Annotated in this window: 17 protein-coding genes; 5 read left to right on the top strand and 12 right to left on the bottom strand. The window is 55.7% G+C overall.

Annotated elements, in window-relative coordinates:
- Position 1 precedes the first annotated feature (1 nt).
- From KXU80_RS26320 to KXU80_RS26290, 7 genes are all read right to left on the bottom strand, one after another.
- The gene (locus KXU80_RS26320; protein WP_219836039.1) at positions 2 to 2881 is read right to left on the bottom strand and encodes an ABC transporter permease; all 2880 of its coding nucleotides are present in this window, start codon (positions 2879 to 2881) and stop codon (positions 2 to 4) included.
- A gap of 32 nt (positions 2882 to 2913) precedes the next feature.
- Positions 2914 to 3960, bottom strand: a complete 1047-nt coding sequence (locus KXU80_RS26315) for an efflux RND transporter periplasmic adaptor subunit (RefSeq protein WP_219836038.1) — start codon at positions 3958 to 3960, stop codon at positions 2914 to 2916.
- Positions 3938 to 4660 (bottom strand): ABC transporter ATP-binding protein, encoded by a 723-nt coding sequence (locus KXU80_RS26310; RefSeq protein WP_219836037.1) that lies wholly within the window; start codon positions 4658 to 4660, stop codon positions 3938 to 3940. Before KXU80_RS26310 ends, KXU80_RS26315 begins: the two co-directional genes overlap by 23 nt.
- A gap of 283 nt (positions 4661 to 4943) precedes the next feature.
- Positions 4944 to 5774 carry a DUF92 domain-containing protein gene (locus KXU80_RS26305; protein ID WP_219836036.1) on the bottom strand — a complete coding sequence of 277 codons (831 nt, stop codon included), beginning with the start codon at positions 5772 to 5774 and terminating at the stop codon, positions 4944 to 4946.
- 332 nt (positions 5775 to 6106) lie between these two features.
- Positions 6107 to 6841 carry a glycerophosphodiester phosphodiesterase gene (locus KXU80_RS26300; RefSeq protein WP_374987729.1) on the bottom strand — a complete coding sequence of 245 codons (735 nt, stop codon included), beginning with the start codon at positions 6839 to 6841 and terminating at the stop codon, positions 6107 to 6109.
- Positions 6838 to 8232: a CapA family protein gene (locus tag KXU80_RS26295; protein ID WP_219836034.1), complete on the bottom strand. Its 1395-nt coding sequence runs from the start codon at positions 8230 to 8232 to the stop codon at positions 6838 to 6840. Before KXU80_RS26295 ends, KXU80_RS26300 begins: the two co-directional genes overlap by 4 nt.
- Before the next feature lie 78 nt (positions 8233 to 8310).
- Complete coding sequence (locus KXU80_RS26290) at positions 8311 to 9324, bottom strand: MBL fold metallo-hydrolase (RefSeq protein ID WP_219836033.1); 1014 nt, start codon at positions 9322 to 9324, stop codon at positions 8311 to 8313.
- A 227-nt stretch (positions 9325 to 9551) separates the two neighbouring features.
- On the opposite strand from KXU80_RS26290, the gene KXU80_RS26285 reads away from it, so the two are divergent.
- Genes KXU80_RS26285 through KXU80_RS26275 form a run of 3 tightly spaced genes read left to right on the top strand, consistent with a single transcriptional unit; the run spans position 9552 to position 13083 of the window.
- Positions 9552 to 10880: a spore germination protein gene (locus KXU80_RS26285; RefSeq protein ID WP_219836032.1), complete on the top strand. Its 1329-nt coding sequence runs from the start codon at positions 9552 to 9554 to the stop codon at positions 10878 to 10880.
- Complete coding sequence (locus KXU80_RS26280) at positions 10877 to 11986, top strand: hypothetical protein (protein ID WP_219836031.1); 1110 nt, start codon at positions 10877 to 10879, stop codon at positions 11984 to 11986. Before KXU80_RS26285 ends, KXU80_RS26280 begins: the two co-directional genes overlap by 4 nt.
- Positions 11983 to 13083, top strand: coding sequence for a Ger(x)C family spore germination protein (locus KXU80_RS26275; protein ID WP_219836030.1), 1101 nt, complete (start codon positions 11983 to 11985; stop codon positions 13081 to 13083). Before KXU80_RS26280 ends, KXU80_RS26275 begins: the two co-directional genes overlap by 4 nt.
- A gap of 63 nt (positions 13084 to 13146) precedes the next feature.
- Here the strand turns inward: KXU80_RS26275 and fni are convergent, their stop codons facing one another.
- Positions 13147 to 14211 (bottom strand): type 2 isopentenyl-diphosphate Delta-isomerase, encoded by a 1065-nt coding sequence (fni, locus tag KXU80_RS26270; RefSeq protein WP_219836029.1) that lies wholly within the window; start codon positions 14209 to 14211, stop codon positions 13147 to 13149.
- Between the two features lie 209 nt (positions 14212 to 14420).
- Here fni and nagB point away from each other — a divergent pair, with 209 nt between their 5' ends.
- Both nagB and nagA read left to right on the top strand, forming a co-directional pair.
- Positions 14421 to 15143 carry a glucosamine-6-phosphate deaminase gene (gene nagB / locus KXU80_RS26265; RefSeq protein WP_219836028.1) on the top strand — a complete coding sequence of 241 codons (723 nt, stop codon included), beginning with the start codon at positions 14421 to 14423 and terminating at the stop codon, positions 15141 to 15143.
- A gap of 2 nt (positions 15144 to 15145) precedes the next feature.
- Positions 15146 to 16333 carry an N-acetylglucosamine-6-phosphate deacetylase gene (gene nagA / locus KXU80_RS26260; protein WP_219836027.1) on the top strand — a complete coding sequence of 396 codons (1188 nt, stop codon included), beginning with the start codon at positions 15146 to 15148 and terminating at the stop codon, positions 16331 to 16333.
- A 92-nt stretch (positions 16334 to 16425) separates the two neighbouring features.
- On the opposite strand, the gene KXU80_RS26255 is transcribed toward nagA, so the two are convergent.
- The 4 genes from KXU80_RS26255 to KXU80_RS26240 all read right to left on the bottom strand — a co-directional run bounded on the left by KXU80_RS26255 (position 16426) and on the right by KXU80_RS26240 (position 19762).
- Positions 16426 to 17358 (bottom strand): NHL repeat-containing protein, encoded by a 933-nt coding sequence (locus KXU80_RS26255; protein WP_219836026.1) that lies wholly within the window; start codon positions 17356 to 17358, stop codon positions 16426 to 16428.
- 178 nt (positions 17359 to 17536) lie between these two features.
- A complete protein-coding gene (locus tag KXU80_RS26250; protein WP_219836025.1) occupies positions 17537 to 18340 on the bottom strand; it encodes a DeoR/GlpR family DNA-binding transcription regulator in 804 nt (267 codons plus the stop codon).
- Positions 18341 to 19300, bottom strand: a complete 960-nt coding sequence (locus tag KXU80_RS26245) for a sugar kinase (RefSeq protein WP_219836024.1) — start codon at positions 19298 to 19300, stop codon at positions 18341 to 18343.
- A 36-nt stretch (positions 19301 to 19336) separates the two neighbouring features.
- Entirely contained in the window at positions 19337 to 19762 is a 426-nt protein-coding gene (locus tag KXU80_RS26240; RefSeq protein ID WP_219836023.1) for a hypothetical protein, read from the bottom strand.
- Between the last annotated feature and the right edge of the window lie 23 nt (positions 19763 to 19785).

Here is a 19785-nt window from a genome sequence, read left to right as displayed (position 1 = left end):
TCTATTCCTCCCCAAGCTTCAGCGCTTGCGTAATCTTCATGCGCGAAACCCGAATGCCGAGCACCGCAAGGCCGATTGCCAGCATGAACCCGACGACGCTGTACAACTGCACATAATCGCTCAGCTGTCGGACGATTTCAAACGGAGGCACCTGGTCTTTGGCGCTGAACGATAACTGGAAGAGCGGCACGAACAGGCTGCTCACCGTGTTCCCTATAATTACGCCGAACAGAATGGCTGCCGCAGAGGTCAACAGCTGCTCGCTTAGGAGCATTCCGATAATTTGCCGGAACGATATGCCCATCGCCCGCAGAATGCCGAACTGCAAGGTCCTCCCAGACAAGGTGAGCACCCAGAACAGCAGAAAACCGAAGAAGCTGATCAGCATGGAGATGACAAACCCAAGCGTCATAACCCCGTTGATGGCAAGGCGGAACGGATCATTCTTGGAGCGGATCAGCAGCTGTCCGGCATCCACGAGCTTCTCAATCGGAATCTCTTTCTTGATCAGATCCTCGTAGATGACTTTGCTGGTTGCACCCGCCTTCAGCTTGATCCATACATCGTACGGCTCAAGCGCCAGATGATTCTGAATGTAAGAGAGATGCCCAACAATCAAATTCGGCAGCTGTACCTCCGGATTATCCGCATCGCCGGACTCTGGCAGCGGACTCCAGCCCGGCCAATAATCCACAATGCCGTACACGATGAAGTTCGCACTGTCCAGCCCTTCCCATTTGGCCGAAATCGTATCGCCTGTCTTGACGCCGTATTTCTTGGCCATCGATCTCGAGACAAGAACGGCCTTTGGATTGGAGGCCAGCAGGTTCAAATAGCTGTTAAGCGGATACTGCAGCAAGCTGCCGCGAATCCAAGCCACTTTGCCGAAATCGAACGTATCGATGCCGTAAAGTGTTACGGCTCCGTTTTGCCCGCCCGCCGCGAAGCTTGCGTTCTCCTTGCGGAACACGCGTGCAGCCGTATCCACGCCCGCAAGCTGGGTCATCGTCATGAACGACGGCTCCGTATACGTGACTACCTTAGGCTTCATCACAGCGGTATCAGCGTCGCCTCCATCAGGAGCGCCCTGCGGCATCGAGGGCGAGGGCGGCGGCTTGTCATTGTCCCAGTGGACGGCTAGCTGAATGTCCGAGCCGGTCGAATATTGAATACGGTCTTCCATGTTCCCGTTGATCGTACGGGCTGCGTTCGCGCTGAACAGCCCCGTTGCGACCGTCATAATGAGAAACACTTTAATCGTCAAATATTGCGACGACGAGCGGCTGATCTGCAGCAGCGTAGAGTAAAGCGCAGGCGTCCACCATCTCCTGCCGATCCAGAACACGAGCTTGATGAACCACGGATAGATGCGAAGCAGGAACAGACCTGCACCCAGCGAGAAGATCGCGGGCATGAAGAACATTAGCGGATTCACATGAATCGAATTGGGATCCAGCGCCAAATCCTTCAAATTCGATTGCTGCCCATTAAACAGGTAAAGCAGATAGATCGCGCCGCCAAGCAGCAGGATGTCGATGCCTGTTTTATGCCAGAACGACATTTTGGTCAGGCGCGCCATGGCCTGCTTATGCCCGACAATCGTAATCCTCGTCGCCAGGAAGGCAGGTACGAGAATGAGAATGATGGATCCCGCGACAGCCGCACCCGCGATTTTGTACGAGGTGCTGTTCAGGACGACATCCAGGGATGCACGCTGGACGAATTCCAGGAAGCCGCTCGACGCGCCTAGCATTTTGGTGAAATACACGCCGACGAATGGGCCTGCCGCCAGTGCCAGAAGGCCGAGCAGCACGCTCTCTATGAAGAAAACAGACATAACCTGGAGCCTGCTGGCCCCGCGGCTGCGAAGGACGGAAATTTCCGTTTTCTGCCGCTCAATAATGAGATTGGCTGCCATGTATAGGTAGAATGCAAGCATGAACATGACGGGCGAATACAGCGACCAGAGCATGAGGTTCAGCTTCTCTTTCTTCTCCGTGTACGTGGCAATCGGCGTTTTGGCCGGCATGTCGACGGAACCGATGCCAATGCGCGTATTAAAGTAATTGTTCATCGTTGCATATTGCGACATATAGCTATCGATGCGGTCGATGTTCATTTGCTCGTAGTTGAGCGAATACTGCCAGATGAGCACCGACAGCTTCAGCGGACCGGGATTGTCCACGAAATCATGGTTGAATTGCTTAAACGGAATGTAGAAGGACGAATTGTATGACTCCACATAGAACTGATCATAATCGTTCGCCTGCTTGGTTTCCACGATGCCGACGGGTATGATTCGCAGCTGTTTGCCTGTGTCTTTGTTGGTGTAGATAAACTCATGACCGATATCCCGCTTCAGGTCGATGATGAACTTCTGAGTGACGAGCGCTTCATAAACGCCGTCGCTGCGGTTCGGATCCGGCAGACGTCCGTCGATGACCTTCACCCGCTTCTCCAGCTCGGAGACCGTGCGGAACGTGCCTGTCACGTTCATACTCCGCTTCTCTTCCGTGGATGCGTCGGCAGGCAAAATCCGGAACGACTGCGTGCCTCGCGATATAATATAGGACTGTGCGTCAAGCCCGAGCCGCCCAGGCGCCGCCGCCATATACCGGTCGGCCTTCACAATCTGCGAATGCATCGCTTCGAACGTACGCCCGCCGGAGACGGATGTCGATGCTCGGAGCGTGCCGGGATATATACCCTGATCCTTCTGAAGCTGTTGAAGCTCCTTAAACAATGTGCGCTGCAGAATCGCATGCGAGTAAAGCGGCATGGAGCTGAAAAGTGCAACGCATAACGTAAGACCAAACCAAAGGTTGAGCTGAAGCCAACGATTCTTCGCCATTTTCCGAAAAATCATCGTCCATAATGCCATTGTTTCACCTCTTCTCTCCTGAACCGCCGGGATTAGTTATTCAATACAACCTTCATGCCTGCTTCCAATCCCTTCACGATCTCTACCTCGGTCTGGGTCATAACGCCCGGCTCTACGTCAACTTCCTTGCGGCGGTCGCCGTCGACAATTTGCACATAGGTCCGGCCCAAATACGTTCGCAGGCCGCTTCTCGGGATAACGATGACGTTCTCCTTCTTCTCCAGCCCTATTCGGATATCCGCGGATGCACCGAGCGGAAGCTTGGCGGCAGGATCCGAAAGTCCGATGTACAGCAGCTTCATATTCCGCTCATCAATATCCTTATTGCCCGTTAAGGGTGCGTCAAGCGGCGCCTGAAGCACCTTGCCCGCTAATTTCTTTCCGTTAATGCTTACTTCAACAGCCATTTCCCGCTCGATTGCGGAGATTTGCTTCGGATCATCGGCCGTATAGACCAAGCGCGTCTGCGTAGGGTCGGAAATCACCACCAGCGGGGTATAGCCGTTCACGCCGTCCCCCGGCGATTTCGTGTCCGAATACGAGATTACGCCGCTCATTGCGGCGGTAAGCTTGGCGGTCGCCAGCTGCTGGAGCATCGATTCCAGAACAAGCTGCTCTCGCTCCAGATCAATCTCTTTCATCCTGAGATCGGTTCCGGTTACGCCTTCCTTCTTAGCTCGGTTATATTCGATTTGGACGCGCTCCATGGCAAGCTTCTCCAACTGTACCCGTAGATCCAAATCGCCGCGGTCCAGCTCCGCGATCAGCTGTCCGGCTTTCACCTTCTCGCCCTGCGTGACGAACAATTCCTTCAGCCTGCCGCTTTCTTTATAAAATAACGGTACGTTGTGGCTGGAGGCGACAACGGCCGTGCCGGAAAAATACCGTTCGATGTTCCCCTTCTTCACGTCAACCGCGTCCACCTTCTCGGCGGCCGGTTTAATTAGCGGCGGCTGAATCGTTGTTCCTTTCGTCGGCACCAGCGAACAGCCCGAGAGCAGCGACACGGCAAGCAGCGCGGCAGCCGCTTCTTTCACATACAACTTACGACGGCGGTTACGCGTTTGGCTCTGCGACAATTTCTCCATCCTCCAATGCAATAACGTGATCGACGATTTCCATAATGCCAGGGTCATGCGTTGTCATCACGATCGTCATCCCCAGGTTCTCGACAAGATCGCGGAATACCTTGATCACCTGCAGTCCCATCCGGCTGTCCAGCTCGGCTGTCGGCTCATCCGCCAGCAGCAGCATCGGCCTGTGCGCGATTGCCCTTGCAATGGCGACGCGCTGCTGCTCCCCGCCGGACAGCTCCGGCGGCCGATGCTTCATCCGGCTCTTCATGCCGACCCAATCCAGGGCAAGCTCCGCGCGCTCCTTATGCAGGGCAGGGTCGCTGCCCGCAATGCGAAGGCCGAACTCCACGTTCTCGTAGGCGGACATTAACGGAATCAGGCCGAACGCCTGGAAGACAAGCCCCAGATGCGTTCTCCGCCAAGTGCTTCGCTGCTTCTCCGGTAATTTGGAAATGACTTGTCCGTTGAATAGTACCTCGCCCTCCGTCGGCTGATCTAGTGCTGCCAGCAGGTTCAGCAGCGTCGTCTTCCCCGAGCCGGAACGTCCCTTGAGTGCGATCATTGAGCCCTGATAGATGCTGAGATTAATATTCTTGACAGCGGTTACAGCAGTGTCGCCGCGTCCGAACACCTTCTTGACATTCGCAGCCCGAAGCAGAAGCTGTCTGCTCGCGAACGGCGATTGTGCCGGCTGATTCGTCACAATCGGTCATTCTCCTTCCGATTCTATGAATTCGCTTTCATTAATACACGACGATTTGTAAATTATTTCTATCAGAGTTAGGATACTAGGCGATTCTATGCCTGTCAACCTGCACGGAATGGTTATTTCCTTGCCCAACTTGTAATATTGCGACCATCTTGGTTTTACGCGCAGCGGGCTGGCTGCAGCCTGCCACGAAGAGCTGCCCGCCGGCGCTGGATAAGCGGCCCTGGGAAAGTGCGGCGCAGCCGTTCGAGCGCCTGAAAATCCGCGCCAAGCGCCTTCAGCTGAAGGCACAGCCGATGGCCCACGCCAGCAAGCCGGCGATAGCCGAGGACGCGAAATTAACCGCGTCATTCGTCATGACGGCGAAGCCGCGGATCCGCTCGGCAGCAGCGCCGCAGTGCTCGGCGCGCTCCGTTTCGCTGCCGCAGCTGCGGCAGCGGTACATCGCCTGCACGGTCGCGCCGAGCAGCGAATCCGCGAAGGCACCGGCCGTGCCGGCAATCGCGGCGGCGGCAAGCAGCGCGCCTGGCGAGACGCCCGCCGGCGCTAGCGGCGCGCCGAGCAGCAGCGCAGCCGCTGCGCCGATGAATGCGGCCCCGGCCAGCGCGGCGGCGCTGCCGAGCGGCGTGATGCCGCCGCTCGTGCCGGCAGCGACGCGGCGGCCGGTGAGCAGCGAGCGCGGCAGACGGCGGCTGAGGGCGCCGATCTCCGTCGCCCACGTATCCGCGTTCACCGACGCCATTACGCCAATGAAGGCGTAGGCCCAGGCGGCGGAATCCGGTTGCAGCGCGTGCCCCGCACACAGCAGCAGGCCCAGGCCGCCGTTTGCCCATACTTGTACGGCATCGCGCCGCCCGCTCTTGGCGTAGTTCGCCTCGGCGGTTTCCTTGCGCGCGTGCCGCCGTTTCCATTTGGACCACATCGAAGAAGAGATGAAGAAAGCAAGCAGCGATCCGAACCAGAACGAACCGCCAAGCAGCACGAAGCCTGTCCCCATAATCACGGCAGCCCAAGCTCCCGATCGCGAGAGCGAGCGTACCCGGTAGGCTGCACCTGCAATGAGCCCGCTTCCCAGCAGACCTGCAGCTGCGCGAAGCCATAATTCCATTCCTTTATCCCCCGTTTATCCTTGCTGGCATCTTACTGCCGCGGATGAAAGCTACCCGGCTCACCGCCGAAAGCAGAAAATATGTCCTTGGCGTTGTACTCGTATCGTCAGGCTGCGATTTATAACCGGCAGTGTTTGCTTACAACCTCGATTATACCGCGAAAATAAGCGCCGAACGCTATTTAAATAACGTGCTGCTGCTCATGGCCAATTTGGGCCGCGAGATGGTTCTCGCGTCGGCACGGAACAAGCGTACAGGACGGCCTAACTACCCGATCTGTACGCTTTTTTATACAGTAAAACAGGCCGGCGCCCTGCAGCCGGCCTGTCGGTTATTGTCCCGCTTCCAAGAAGCGGTCCGGATAATTCGTGCAAATCATAAGCGAGCTGCTCATAGCCGCCAGGCGCTTGATCATTGACGTATCGTTCACAGTCCATGCCATCACCGTGACATTCGCTTTGCTCATATCCTCCAGCAGCGCTTCGGAAACGCGGGTGTAGCCAATTGACAAGAATGAGGCATCCATACGTTTGAGCTCCTCCGCGAGCGTCCATGGCAGCGCATCGATGATAAGTCCGGTCCGAACGTCCGGCGAAATCTCCCTCACCCGGCGAAGCGCCTCGCGATCGAAGGACGTAATGACCGCATCATGCTGCAAGCCGCTGCGATACAGCAAGTCGACGACCTTCTGCTCCATCCCGGGATAGCGTCCGCCGTACGTCTTCAGCTCGATGTTGAGCCGGCACCGGCCGATCGTTTCCTCCATGACCTGCTGGAGCGTCGGAATACCTTTGCCGGCAAACGATTTAGCGAACCAGCTCCCCGCATCCATCTGTCCCAGCTGCTCTGCTGTGTAATCGTTGACGCGGCCGGCTGTATTGGCTGTGCGCCGCAAGGTGTCGTCATGAATGACGACGGGAATCCCGTCCTTGGACAGCTGTACGTCCAGCTCCATCCATTGCACGAATGGAAACGCAAGCGCGGCATGGAATGCCGCCATCGTATTTTCCGGCGCCAGGCCGGATGCTCCGCGATGGGCTACGCATGGGTTTAACAATGAGCTCACTCCTTTGGCTTCACATCGCCGTTCGAATTAATCGAAGCATGAATCGATATCGCTGATAGTCGCTTCAGTAATGCTGATGCATCATCGCCGGCCAGAGGTGCTGGCTGCGATTGATCCGCCCGCATGGGATGAAACTGCAGGCTGCACCGGCCAGCGGCGTCGCATGCCGCATCCAGCACGCCGGTATCTTTTGTCTTCTCATTCGGCATGCCGGCGAAAATAAAATTGCCCAGGCTGTATGCGATCCATTTGCCCTTGTAAGACTCCATGCCCTGCAATACGTGCGGATGGCTGCCGATGACCAGGTCTGCTCCGGCATCGACATAGGTGTGCCCAAGCCGCGTTTGATCCGGGTTCGGCGAATCGCTGAGCTCCGTCCCCCAATGAACCATGACGACGACGAGATCCGCCTGTTCCTTTGCCTGCTTGATTGCAGCAACCGCCCGTGTCGGATCGTACGACTCCGCCAGGCCGGGATGCGCCTTGCCTGCTTTCCAGGAGCCGGTCGGAATAACCCGGGATAGTCCGATATACGCAACGCTGATGCCATTTGCCTTCACGATCACCGGTTTGTACGCCTCGATGTCATCACGTCCTGCCCCCATGTTCGCGAGGCCCGCTTTGTTCAAATAATCTATCGTATCCAGCAAGCCTTCCTCGCCTTGATCCATGGAATGGTTGTTCGCCAAATTGACAAGGTCGATGCCGGACTCCTTAAGTGCAGGCAATGCATCCGGCGAAGATTTGTACACATACTGCTTATCCGCAGCCGGCGTGCCCCGAAGCGTAACAGGCGTTTCCAAATTGGCCGCCATGAAGTCCGCCTTGTTCAGAAACTTAAGCACCTTGGCATATGGATATTCGAATCCGTTCTTCAACATGAGCTTCTCCACGGAAGCCGCCAGCAAAATATCGCCTGCGAAAGAGAGCTTCACCTGCTTCTCTCCACTCGGCGCAATCGCCCCGCCGCTTGGCTGCTCCTCCTCCGAATGACCGCCTGAGCCGCCGTCGTTCGCATTCTCCGCTTGAGAGCTCGCCCCATCGTTCGAGGCTGAAGCGGCATCGTCTGTCGATTCGTTCCCGGCTGGAGCATCGTTAGCAGCGCTGCCTCCGCTGTTACCGTTCTGATTCGAAGCGGCGCCGTTCTCATTCCCGGCAGGTGCTGTATCAGCAGCCTGCGAGCCTTCGGCATTCTTGCCGCCTTGGTCCTGTGCGCCGTTATTCGCAGTTGTGTCCAGCTTTTTGCCGCTGTCTTGAAGCTGCACGACGTACACGACGACCAGCACGCCGATCAGAAGGAGCATAACTGCGTTGACGACCAACAGGCGTCGCAATCGGTTTGACCGCTGCTTCTTGCGGCGTTGGCGGGATTCCGAGCGTGACAATGCCATAATCTAAGGGCTCCTTTGCTTCATGCGATCTATTCGTTCCTTCATTATTCATGCCCCGAGGTGCGGAACGTGCTTCACTCATTCCTGCTCTGCGGTCCCCGTGCAGAAAATCACTTTCCCGTCCTGCAAGCGTCTCGCAACACGTCCTCGCTGCTCCAAATAGTAGAGATGGGCTAACGTCTCCGACATTGCAAATCTTAAATTATGTGTATTCCCCGCAATCCGCTCACCGAAGAATCGCATGCAGAGGCTGTAGCCCGAGCAAGGCTCCTCTCGAACCATCTCCACCATGCGATCCAGCCTGCGAACATGATGAGCAGCCAGCTCCTCCGTACGTCCCTTGAAGTCCGTGAACGGATCCCTATGGCCGGGAAACGCCAAATCTACCTCAACCTGCGCCAGATGCGCCAAGCTTGCCAGAAACTGCTCCAGCTGTTTATCGTCTTCTCCCGGAACGACGCTGATGTTCGGAGTAATATCCGGGAGCACTTGGTCACCGCAAATCATCCAACGGGCAGCAGGAGCATAGAAGCACAGCTGCCCGCCTGCATGACCGGGTGCATCAATGGTCTGCCATTCAATGCCCGCCATCTGCACGGTTTGGCCCGCTTCCAGAAACTGAACCCGGGGCTGAGGCGAGACCTTCGCTATAAAGCTGGCCAAATGCGGAAGAATTTCGGCTTCAATCTCCGGCGGCATGCCGTGCAGCGCATACAATGCCGTCAACTCCGAAGCAAACTGCGCGCCCTCGTCCGTTCCCCATAACCGCTGTGTGTAGGCGTAAGACTGCGCCGATATCCATACCGGCGCCCCGCAGCGCTCTTGAAACCAACCCGCAAGTCCATAGTGATCGGGGTGCTGATGCGTCAACAGAATGGTGTGAATGTCCGAGAAGGACACGTCATGCGCTTCCATCGCTGCTTCCCATGCTTCGACAGCTTCGGGCGTATGAAGTCCCGGATCGATCAGCGTATATCCCCGTTCATCCTTCAACAGGTAGCTGTTAACCCATTTCAATGCGAACGGCAAAGGCACTTTAATTTGCAAGATGCCGCCAGGCCATGTTGTTGTCGTTAATTTCTTCCCGCTCAAATTGCGGCCCTCCCTGTCAGAATCATTGTCATTAAAGCATCCTTATCCTATGGACTGCCTTCATAATTACAGCAAATACACTACTAACAATTGTACTTCACGACCGCAATTCTGGCAAAACACTGCTGAAGGAGGCATATTTTTCTTCTTAGGTTCCCATACTAAGCCATGCTGCCCAGCTGTTTCCATAAGCAGCCTTCATTTCATACGGACAAGGAAGTGCAGACATGCTGAACCGAATCGAAACGTTATTTGCCGAAGCACGGGATTTGAACTTGAACCGTCTGCACAACGACACGATGACGATTGAGGTTGCTTATATCAAATCGCTTTGCGATGAGAGTAAAGTCAGCGACTTCATCCTTGTCCCTTTCACGAAACAGGAGCATCCCTTTGAACAATTGGTCAAAACCAATCCAGTCTTTATAGAGCTAAACGATCCCGCTAAGTGGGCCCAGACGATGCTGCATGGATTTGTGCTGCTGCAAGTCAACCAAACGATCTATATGCTGGACGCGGCGCGGATCATTCGCAACGAGAACCCGCAGACGATGGTGGAGACCGTCATCATGGGACCGCAAATTTCGCTCAGCGAGGATCTAATCGACTCCGTCAACATCATTCGCAGCCGTTACCCGAGCGAAGAGCTCGCGATCGAGGAGCGTACGGTCGGGACGATTTCCAAGACCAGAATCCATTTGCTCTTCGACAAACACCGGGTAGACGCCAACATCTTAAGCAATATAAGATGCAAGCTGGATCGGATTTCCGACCCCTTCTATACCGCGACGGGCGAGCTGGTCCGCTCCTTAGGCGACCGGTATCGCTTGTTCCCCTCGATGATCGTGACGGAGCGTCCAGACCGCGTATGCACCGGACTCGAGGGAGGCAAGGTAGTTTTGCTGCTTCAAGGCTCGATGTTCGCCACCATTTTGCCTGCGACCTTCTTCGACTTCATGCATGCGGTGGACGATGACTATGATTCCTTCTGGATGACGCGGGGCATGATCGTGCTGCGCTATCTGGCCGTTATTCTGACAATTACCCTTCCCGCGCTCTATGTTGCGATCGTGTCCTATAATCCGGAGTTGTTCCGCGTGCAGCTAACCTTTTCCATTGCCGGAAGCCGCTCGGCCGTACCGTATCCTTCCTTTGTCGAGGTGTTCATTATGCTGTTCATGATTGAATCCTTGATCGAGGCCAGCGTAAGGCTGCCCAAATATATCGGCTCTACGGCTACAACCGTCGGCGGTCTGATACTCGGACAAGCCGCCCAGCAAGCCGGGCTTGTCAGCAGCATCATGATTATCGTCACCTCCGTCGTGGCCATCTCGAATTTCGTCATTCCCGTCAACAATATGTCGACGGCGATTCGGTTTCTAAAATATCCGCTGATCGTGCCGGCGATCTTCTTCGGCATCTCCGGCGTCACGATGGGCATCTTCTGCTACTTGGTTTACTTGGCTGACCTGCGCAGCTTCGGCAAGCCGTATTTCCGGATTTTCGGCAAGTCTCCTTCACAAAACAGCGACATCGGGCAGGTGAATCAGGAATGAATCGATATTTCTACTACAACATTATTATGGTCAGCATGCTGAACCTGATGTTGTTCGTCCCCTATCTGCTTTTGCAGTACCGGTATACAGGAGCAATCATGTCGATGCTTTGCGCCGTTATCGTAGGCTCAGCCGTCTCGATCATATTCACCTTCGTCATGCAAGCCTATCCGGGCAAAGGCATGCCGGAAATATTGGCGCTCTATTTCCGTCCATATGTCATCATTCCGATCATGCTGTTCATGGCCTTCATGTGGTTCACAGCATCATCGATCACGCTCTATGCGTACGCCGTGCTGATCAACCGCTTCTTAAATCCCGATACAAGCTCGCTCGTCGTCTTGGGATTTCTCGTAATCGTATGCGTGTACGGCTCCACCCGCTCCATGCTGACGATCATCTTCGTCCTGGAGATGGGGCTGCTACTGAGCGCGCCGCTCATACTGTTCATCTTGTTTAAAGCTGCGCGTAATCCACTTCTGGATTGGGATGCGATTCAAACGATAGGCCACTACTGGAACCAGACGCCCAAAATGAAGCCGTTCGCCGCCGCGACGTTCCTGTTCACCGGCTATATCAATTTCATCATGTTCAACAGGCTTCATGCGCCGAACTTCAGATTCCGTTTCCGCTGGATCATTCCGATCTTCTGCAGCGGCATCATGCTGATCTCGTTCTTCATTCCGATCGGTCTGCACGGCACGGAAGCCGCCGGGTCTTATTTGTATATTTGGAGCGTCACCTCGGACTCGCTCGTGATGAGCTACGGCTTCATAGAACGGGTTATTTTCGTGTTTCTCATTCTTTATTTGAATCTGACGCTTATATTCGCGACCGTCGGCTGGCACTTGGCGATCGAGATGATCAAAAGCTGTCTGCCGAAGTCGAAGCCGCGGATCGACCCTCCGCGGACGCCGAAGGCCAAATGGGTCATTGCCTGCTTGTTCGCCTGCTTGACATTGCTGTACTCTTATTTATTTGACGAGAAGCAGAACTTGGAGATTACGGGCTATTGGCTCGTTTTCCGTTTCTATATGGAGATCATTCTCGTCATCTTCCTAACCATACTGACCATTAAAAACCGTCGAAAGAAGCTTCCCTCATGAGCTGCATCCGGCTGTTAGCGCTGCTGCTGCTTATATCCGTAATGTCCGCGTCCGTCAGCGGCTGCGGATTCAAGGACATCGACAAACGGTTCTTCGTGGTCATGATGGGCATTGACCGTGCTGACGGCGGCGCGAAGGGGTACAAAATTACGCTTCGTCTCGCCATACCCTCCCCGAAGATCGAGCCGGGAGCCGGCAAAAGCCTTGTCCAAACCATTCAGGCCACATCGATTGCCGAGGCCGTCCGATTAATGAAGTCGCATGTCGACAAAGAAATCGATTTTGGCCATTGTAAGTTGTTCGTCGTCGGCGAACAGCTCGCCCGCAATAACTATACGGATATTCTGAGATGGCTTTCCCGCCGCCGAGATGTACAGAGCGTTGCCTATATGGCTATTGGCAAGCCGGACGCGAAGACGATCCTCAACGTCATGCCAACGACCGAGCGATATCCGGGGAATACGATCTTTCTGATGTACGGCAAAGACGGCACGCAGTCCTCGTACCTCATTACCGTCTATTTGTTTGACTTTATTCGCCGTTTCCAAGAACGCGGGATGGATCCCATCCTGCCGGTGATGCGGGAGGAGCATGACGGCTATGTCGTCACCCGCCTCGCCCTGCTCGATAAATCCAAGCTGGTCACGGTCTTAAGTCCTGCCGAAACCGAGACCTATAACCAGGTTCGCAACAAATTCACCAAATCGACGGTGACCGCAGTGAAAGACGGCATCACGATGGTCATTTCCGTTGACAGGATTACCTCCAATTACCGGATCGTTAAGGAAGAAGACGGATACGTGCTTAAGCTTAAATTCAACGTCAGCGGGATTTTCGAAGAGGCGCCGATCGGCATCTACAATGAAGATTGGAACGCGATCGAAGCTCTGTTCGACAAGCAGGTGGGCGACGAGGTGTTGAAGCTGCTGAAAAAGGTGCAGCAGAGCGGCGTCGACCCGTTCGGCTTCGGGCTGCATTACCGGGCGACGCATGCCGGCAATGCGCAAACCTGGGCAGACTGGGAGCGGATTTACCCAAAGCTGAAATTTGAGGTAACGACGCATGTCAAAATCGAAGGCTCCGGGCTGATCCGCTGACTGCGGACGTACGCAAAAGAGGGCAGCACCTGCCAGCAGGGTCTGCCCTCTTTCCTAAGCCGTTCAGATCTGCTCGACCAATCGATTCGTAGAACGAAGCTCATGCAGATTCTCCGAACCGATGCCGAACATGGCTGTCCGCAGCTCGAATTCGATACGCTCCATCTGGCGCTGCAGCAGTTCCGTGCCGTCGACGCCCGATTCCGCAGCGCCGGCAAGCAGAGAGCGACCATAGCCGGCGATATCTGCGCCCAGCGCAATCGCCTTGGCGGCATCGACCCCCGAAGTCAGGCCGCCGCTCGCTATAAGGGGCACTTCCGGCAGCGCTTCGCGCACTTCGCGGACGCATGCGGCCGTCGGATTGCCCCAGCCTGCGAACGCTGCGGCCGCTTCAGCGCGCAGCGGATCGCGCGCGCGGTATTTCTCGACCTGGCTCCACGAGGTTCCGCCGGCACCGGCAACATCGATGAAGGAAACGCCGGCTTCAACGAGCACGGCAGCCGTCTCTGCATCGATGCCCCAGCCGACCTCCTTCACGCCGACCGGCACGCCGATCACCCGGCACACTTCGCCAATTCGGCGAAGAAGACCGCGAAAATCCGTGTTGCCTTCCGGCTGAAATACCTCCTGCAGACTGTTCAAATGAAGAACGAGCGCATCTGCTTCCGCAAGCTCGACCGCGCGGCGGCACTGGTCAACGCCGTACCCGTAATTGAACTGGACTGCGCCTAGATTGGCAATAATCGGAATAGTCGGCGCATAGGCTCTCATTCGAAAAGTGCCTGCCAGCGCTTCATTCTCAATGGTGGCGCGCATGGAGCCAAGGCCCATGGCCCAGCCTCTTGCTTCCGCAGCCGCAGCCAGCCTTGCATTGATGCGCGCCGTCTCATCCGTTCCGCCCGTCATCGAACTGATAAGCAGCGGAGCTTGTATGGGCTTGCCCAGAAATACGGTGGACAGCTGTATGTCTTCATAAGCGATTTCGGGAAGCGCCCGATGGCGAAACCGGTACCGGTCGAAGCCGGTAACCGTACCGACGCTCTGCACCTGTTCCTCCAGGCAGATGCGGATATGCTCGCCTTTGCGCCTCGCGGTAGTGGAATGCGCCTTGTCCAGTCTGTCTGTCATGCTGACGTGATACTCCTTCCATCCCGTACGGTTTTTATCCATCATGTCATAGAGACGGCAGTATGAGCAAGTCTGACTGACAGTCCAGCCATTTCGAATAACTTTTGATTATTTATTTCGTTAAAATGAATTTTATAATCATTTTTATTGTGGATACTTCCAAAGTCATCTATAATAAAGGTATCTCAACCACTTAGGAGGCACTTAAGATGCAGCTGAAAAGCTTTGATAACACCGCAGACCTCGATTTGTACGCCGCACAGCTGTTCGCGGATGCCTTGAAGAAGAACCCCAAAGCAACGCTTGGTTTGGCGACGGGCTCGACACCCATCGGCATTTATGGAAAAATGATAGACATGTACCAGAACGGCGATGTCTCCTTCAAATATGCAACGACCTTTAATTTGGACGAGTATGTGGGATTGACGCGCGATCATAAACAAAGCTATGCGCATTTTATGCAGCAGCACCTGTTCAATCATATCGACCTGCCGTCCGAGCAGACGCATCTCCCCAGCGGGAACGCTGCAGATCTGGCAACGGAATGCTCGAACTATGACCGGATGCTCGAAGAACAGCCGGTGGACATTCAGCTTCTCGGCCTCGGGCACAACGGGCATATCGGATTCAATGAGCCCGATCATTCCCTCCAGGGCGGCACGCATGTCGTTGAGCTGGAAGAAGCGACGAGGGAAGCCAATGCCCGCTTCTTTGATTCCATTGACGAGGTGCCAAGACAAGCCATTACAATGGGCGTAGGCTCTATTCTCAAAGCCTCAACCATCCTGCTGGTGGTCAAAGGCGCGGATAAAGCCGAGATCGTTAAACAGGCGCTCCAAGGTCCAATAATGACGGAATGTCCCGCATCGCTGCTGCAGACGCATAAAAATGTCATCGTTCTGGTTGATCGAGAGGCTGGGAGGTTGTTGTAAACATGCAAACATCCAAACAAAAGTGGCTGATAAGCCCTATTCGCACCGTTGTCGGCGAGCACGAGCTCACCGGAGCAGTTCTGATCGAGAACGGCCTTATCTCGCAAATCATTCCGGAAGGCAGCGAGCTTCCATCCGGCGAAGACGTGAACGTTATCGACGGCAAGGGCGGCTGGCTGCTGCCGGGCTTCATTGACATGCATGTGCACGGCGGATTCGGCTCCGACTTCATGGATGCGGCCAAAGAAGCCTATGATGCTATTACCGGCTTCCACGCCTCCAAAGGCACGACGCGCATGCTGGCGACGACCGTCACCGCTTCACCCGAAGCCATCGAAGCCGTGCTCGATGCTGCCGCATCGTACATGGAGCAGCTGATGCCGCATGCTGCGCTGGCAGGCGTCCATCTGGAAGGCCCCTTCATCAGCGAGCTCTGGCCCGGGGCGCAGAACCCGAGCTTTATCTCCCCGCCTCGGCTTGACTGGGTGAAGGCTTGGACTGCGCGTCACCCCGGCCTTATCAAACAGCTGACGCTGGCGCCGGAGAAAGAAGGCGCAGCTGCCGTCATCGCTTATTTGACCGGGCAAGGGATCGTTGCCGCCGCTGGGCATACGGATGCTCTGTACGCACAGGTAGAATCCGCGGTCGAGGACGGATTGTCGCAGGCGGTCCATACGTTCAATGCCATGCGCCCGCTGCATCATCGTGAGCCGGGCACGGTTGGCGCCGTTCTTACCGATGACCGGATTTATGCGGAGCTCATTGCAGACGGCCATCACGTTCACCCGGGAGCCGTTAACCTGCTGCTGAGCGCCAAGCCGAAGGACCGCGTTATCCTCATTACGGACGCGATCTCGGCAGCCGGCCTCGGGGACGGCGTGTACGACCTCGGCGGGCTCGCCGTCGATGTGCATCAAGGTGTCGCACGCCTGAGCGAAGGCGGCGCCTTGGCAGGCAGCACGCTGACGATGATCGATGCCGTTCGTTATGTGCTGACGCATACGAATCTGAGCGTTGCGGCGGTCAGCCGCATGGCAAGCGGCAATCCGGCAAGGCAGCTTGGCTTGGAACAAGTCACCGGCAGCATGACCGTCGGCAAGTATGCCGATGTGGTGCTCGTCGACGAATCGCTCACGCAGGTGAGCCATACGTGGGTACAAGGCAGGCTCGTGCATCAGCCGAGAGCATAAAAAAAAAGGGTTATGCCGCGGGCAGCCGATATTCGGCTCCATGCGTCATAACCCTTTTCTATGTTGACTACCCGGCCCGGTTTACTGCCCGGTTACTTCTGTCTGATCAGCTTCGTGATTCGTCCGTCGAAAATCCACTCCGCGACGTACACATTGCCCTGCGAATCCACGCATACGCCGTGCGGCGAGCTGAATTTATCAGGACGGTAATACGACTTCGGCAGATTCGGCCAGCCCTGTTGTTTGTAGGCCTGCTGGTCCTCGCCCAGATGCGTAATTAAACGGTCTTCGCTGTCAAGCACGGTAATGCGGCTGTCCAAGTCCGGAATGTACACCTCGTCGCCGAAGAAATAGAAGCTGCACGGCAAATCCAGATTATGCTCGACGAACCGTTTATGCTCGCCTTCGAGCGTAAACACTTGAATGCGGCTGTTGCGGCGGTCTGCAACGTACACTTCCGGCTCGGCGCCGCGAAGATTGATGGAGATGCCGTGCGGCTCGATCACCTGCCCAGGTTCAGATCCGCGTCCACCCCAAGTACGGATGTACGTGCCCTTGGCATCAAAATGATGAATATAATATTGGCCGTAGCCGTCCGAGACATAGATATCTCCGTTCGGCGCAACGCACACATCCGTCGGCACATAGCGGCGCTCCGCATCGTAGAGATCAGGACGGTCGGGACGACCGATTTCAAGCAGCACCTTGCCTTCCAGCGTTGTCTTCACAACAAGCGCGCGGTTCGTATCGGCGAAGTACAGGTACTCGATGCCGTCCGCATCGCGGTGCAGGTAGAAGCCGTGGGCGCCGCCCTCGAACTCAGCGCCCCACGAGGTTTTGAATTGGCCTTCTTTATCAAAAACGATGACGGCATCCTTGCTTGTGTTATGTACGTAAACGTTATCATTTTCATCCACTACAATGCCGTGCGTATAGCCGTAAGCTATTCCTTCCGGAAGCTTGCCCCAGCCCTCTGCAACTTCATAGGTGTGCGATGCATTCCCAATGATCAGCTTTTCAGTCACGTCGCATGTCCCCTTTTCAAATAAGATCTATCCCAGTATACCAAATTTTATAAGAAGCTGAACCACGAATATAGTCCCTATTATCGTCGACACTGCTGCAATAAAAAAATGCCTGCCGTGCGAAGCGCACAGCAGACATTTCGAATGAGAAGATAAGGAAGATGGCCTGCAGACCCGGCTACAAGCTCTGTTCGCGCTCTTCCGAGGCGATCACCGTCTGAATGCCGTGGTGACTCGCTATCGAAGCAAGCTGCTGCGGCAGTGCCTTATCCGTAATGAAACCTTGCAGCTCCGCAAGCGGCGCGATGGAGAACAGCGAGGTCCGGCCGATCTTGGAATGGTCGAACATTGCGTAGGTCGCCTGCGAACGGCGAATCATCGCTTTGGCAATTTGCGCCTCTTGCTCGGAGTAGGTCGTAATGCCGCCCGTCGATGAAACGCCGTCGACGCCAAGAAACATTTTGCCGATATTGAGCTGCTCGATCATACCTTCGCCGAGCGGACCGCACAGCTCGAAGCTGTTATGCCTCATCATACCGCCGGTCACCACGACGTTGAGGTCGCTTCCCGCAAGCTCCATCGCTACATTGACGGTGTTCGTGACGACCGTAATGCCGCGGCGCGTCTTGAGCAGCTTCGCCAAATAATAGTTCGTCGTGCCGCCGGATAAGCCAATGACGTCGCCTTCGGTTATGAGACCGGCAGCAGCCGCGGCAATCCGCTCCTTCTCCAGAAACGACAGCCCTGCCTTCTCTGCAAACGGCAGCTCGCGCACCGCGTTCATCCCGTCATACATCGCTCCGCCAATCGTCCGGATCACCGGCTCTGCCTTCTCCATCAGCTCCAAGTCCCGCCGCACCGTCGCCTCGGAAATGCCGAACCGATCCACGGCCTCTTGGATCGTAATCCGTCCCTGCTGCTTCAGCACGTTCAGGATTTGTTCCCGCCGGCGCTGGCCCTTCGACGATTGCACGTCAGCCATTTAACGTTCCACCCAGCCTTTATCCGATAATCGACTGTTCGCCGTCGTCCAATCAGGAAGCGCTTCCCAGTCGCCGCGCATCTGTACGACCAGCGAGCCCGTGATGCTTCCAAGACGAACGGCTTCTATCGGACGCATGCCTTTGAGCAATCCGGTCAGGAATCCCGCGCAGAAGCCATCTCCCGCCCCGACTGTATCCACGACCTGATCTGCAGGATAAAACGGTATTTCTACCGCTTTGCCCTCTTCCAGCACAACGGTCGTGTCACCCACGCCTTTAATGATGCTGACAGCCTTCAATTCAGACAGCTTTGCCTTCACAACATCGAAGTCGCCGGTATCGTAAAGCAGCCGCAGCTCATCCCAGCCTGGCAGGAAGTAATCCGCCTGTTCGGCCAGCGGCAGCACAACGCGGCGCGCCTCTTCGATGGACCACAGCTTCAAGCGAAGATTCGGGTCGAAGCTGATCAGCACGCCCGCTTCCTTTGCAGCGGCCACAGCGGCCAGAACCGTCTCGCGGCTGCTCTCACTAAGAGCCGGCGTGATGCCCGTAATGTGCAGTATTTTGCAGCCGCGTATGTAGTCCAGATCGAGATCCGCAGGCGTCATTCGGCTCGCGGCCGAATGCTTGCGGTAATAATGAACGGCCAGCTTGCCGGCAATCCGCTCCCGGAACATCATGCCCGTCGCCGCTTCTGGGACTAGTCTCGCACGCGATACATCCACGCCTTCGCCGCGGACCCGCTTCAGAATGAAGCGGCCGAACGGATCGTCTCCCAGCGCGCCGAACCAGCCAACCGAGCAGCCGAGCCTTGCCGCGCCAATGGCTACATTGCTCTCTGCGCCGCCGAAGCTTTGCTCCAGCGTCGAGGCATTTTCAATACTCCGATATTCCTCCTGCGGCATAAACAATGCCATCGTTTCCCCGAAGGTAAGCAATTCCGGTGATTGCGTCGTCAACCGTTACCCCTCCAAACCATCTTGATCGGCAAGCACTTATTTATACATCGGATATTTCATGAAGTAGATAACGACCAGATACACGATTAGAAGAATAATGCTGAACATGCGTACTTTGGCAATTTGCGACGATGCGCTCTGTCCGCTTTGAATCGACACCGCGATTTGTTTAAGCGGCTTCGTAATGATACCGCCAAGCGCAGCGATGATAAGGAACAAAATAACGACAATGATCATCCAAGCGACTTTATAATCGCTTTGCGACATCATGTAGCCGCCTGTAATCAGCTGCAGGACCAGGAAATATTGCGCAATCCGATTCGCCGAGACCAAGCCTTCCGCAAGCCCGGCCTGTCCGCCGCCGTCAAGCTTGGACGCACGTCTGACCAGCACGGGCAGAACGAGATAAAACCCGACGCCGGCTGCGCCGATTACGTGCAGAAACACCATAAATTGAGACATTAAACTTCCTCCTCAGGTAACTA

The sequence above is a fragment of the Paenibacillus sp. R14(2021) genome (genome assembly GCF_019431355.1).
Lineage (GTDB): Bacteria > Bacillota > Bacilli > Paenibacillales > Paenibacillaceae > Paenibacillus_Z.
This window is presented reverse-complemented; position numbering and strand designations above follow the sequence as displayed.

Excerpts from the sequence above, each read along its gene's own strand:
- KXU80_RS26285 (WP_219836032.1), top strand. The coding sequence starts at position 9,552 with ATGCTGAACCGAATCGAAACGTTATTTGCCGAAGCACGGGATTTGAAC.
- KXU80_RS26275 (WP_219836030.1), top strand. The coding sequence starts at position 11,983 with ATGAGCTGCATCCGGCTGTTAGCGCTGCTGCTGCTTATATCCGTAATG.
- nagB (WP_219836028.1), top strand. The coding sequence starts at position 14,421 with ATGCAGCTGAAAAGCTTTGATAACACCGCAGACCTCGATTTGTACGCC.
- fni (WP_219836029.1), bottom strand. The coding sequence starts at position 14,211 with ATGACAGACAGACTGGACAAGGCGCATTCCACTACCGCGAGGCGCAAA.
- KXU80_RS26240 (WP_219836023.1), bottom strand. The coding sequence starts at position 19,762 with ATGTCTCAATTTATGGTGTTTCTGCACGTAATCGGCGCAGCCGGCGTC.
- KXU80_RS26295 (WP_219836034.1), bottom strand. The coding sequence starts at position 8,232 with ATGGCATTGTCACGCTCGGAATCCCGCCAACGCCGCAAGAAGCAGCGG.
- nagA (WP_219836027.1), top strand. The coding sequence starts at position 15,146 with ATGCAAACATCCAAACAAAAGTGGCTGATAAGCCCTATTCGCACCGTT.
- KXU80_RS26280 (WP_219836031.1), top strand. The coding sequence starts at position 10,877 with ATGAATCGATATTTCTACTACAACATTATTATGGTCAGCATGCTGAAC.
- KXU80_RS26305 (WP_219836036.1), bottom strand. The coding sequence starts at position 5,774 with ATGGAATTATGGCTTCGCGCAGCTGCAGGTCTGCTGGGAAGCGGGCTC.
- KXU80_RS26250 (WP_219836025.1), bottom strand. The coding sequence starts at position 18,340 with ATGGCTGACGTGCAATCGTCGAAGGGCCAGCGCCGGCGGGAACAAATC.
- KXU80_RS26320 (WP_219836039.1), bottom strand. The coding sequence starts at position 2,881 with ATGGCATTATGGACGATGATTTTTCGGAAAATGGCGAAGAATCGTTGG.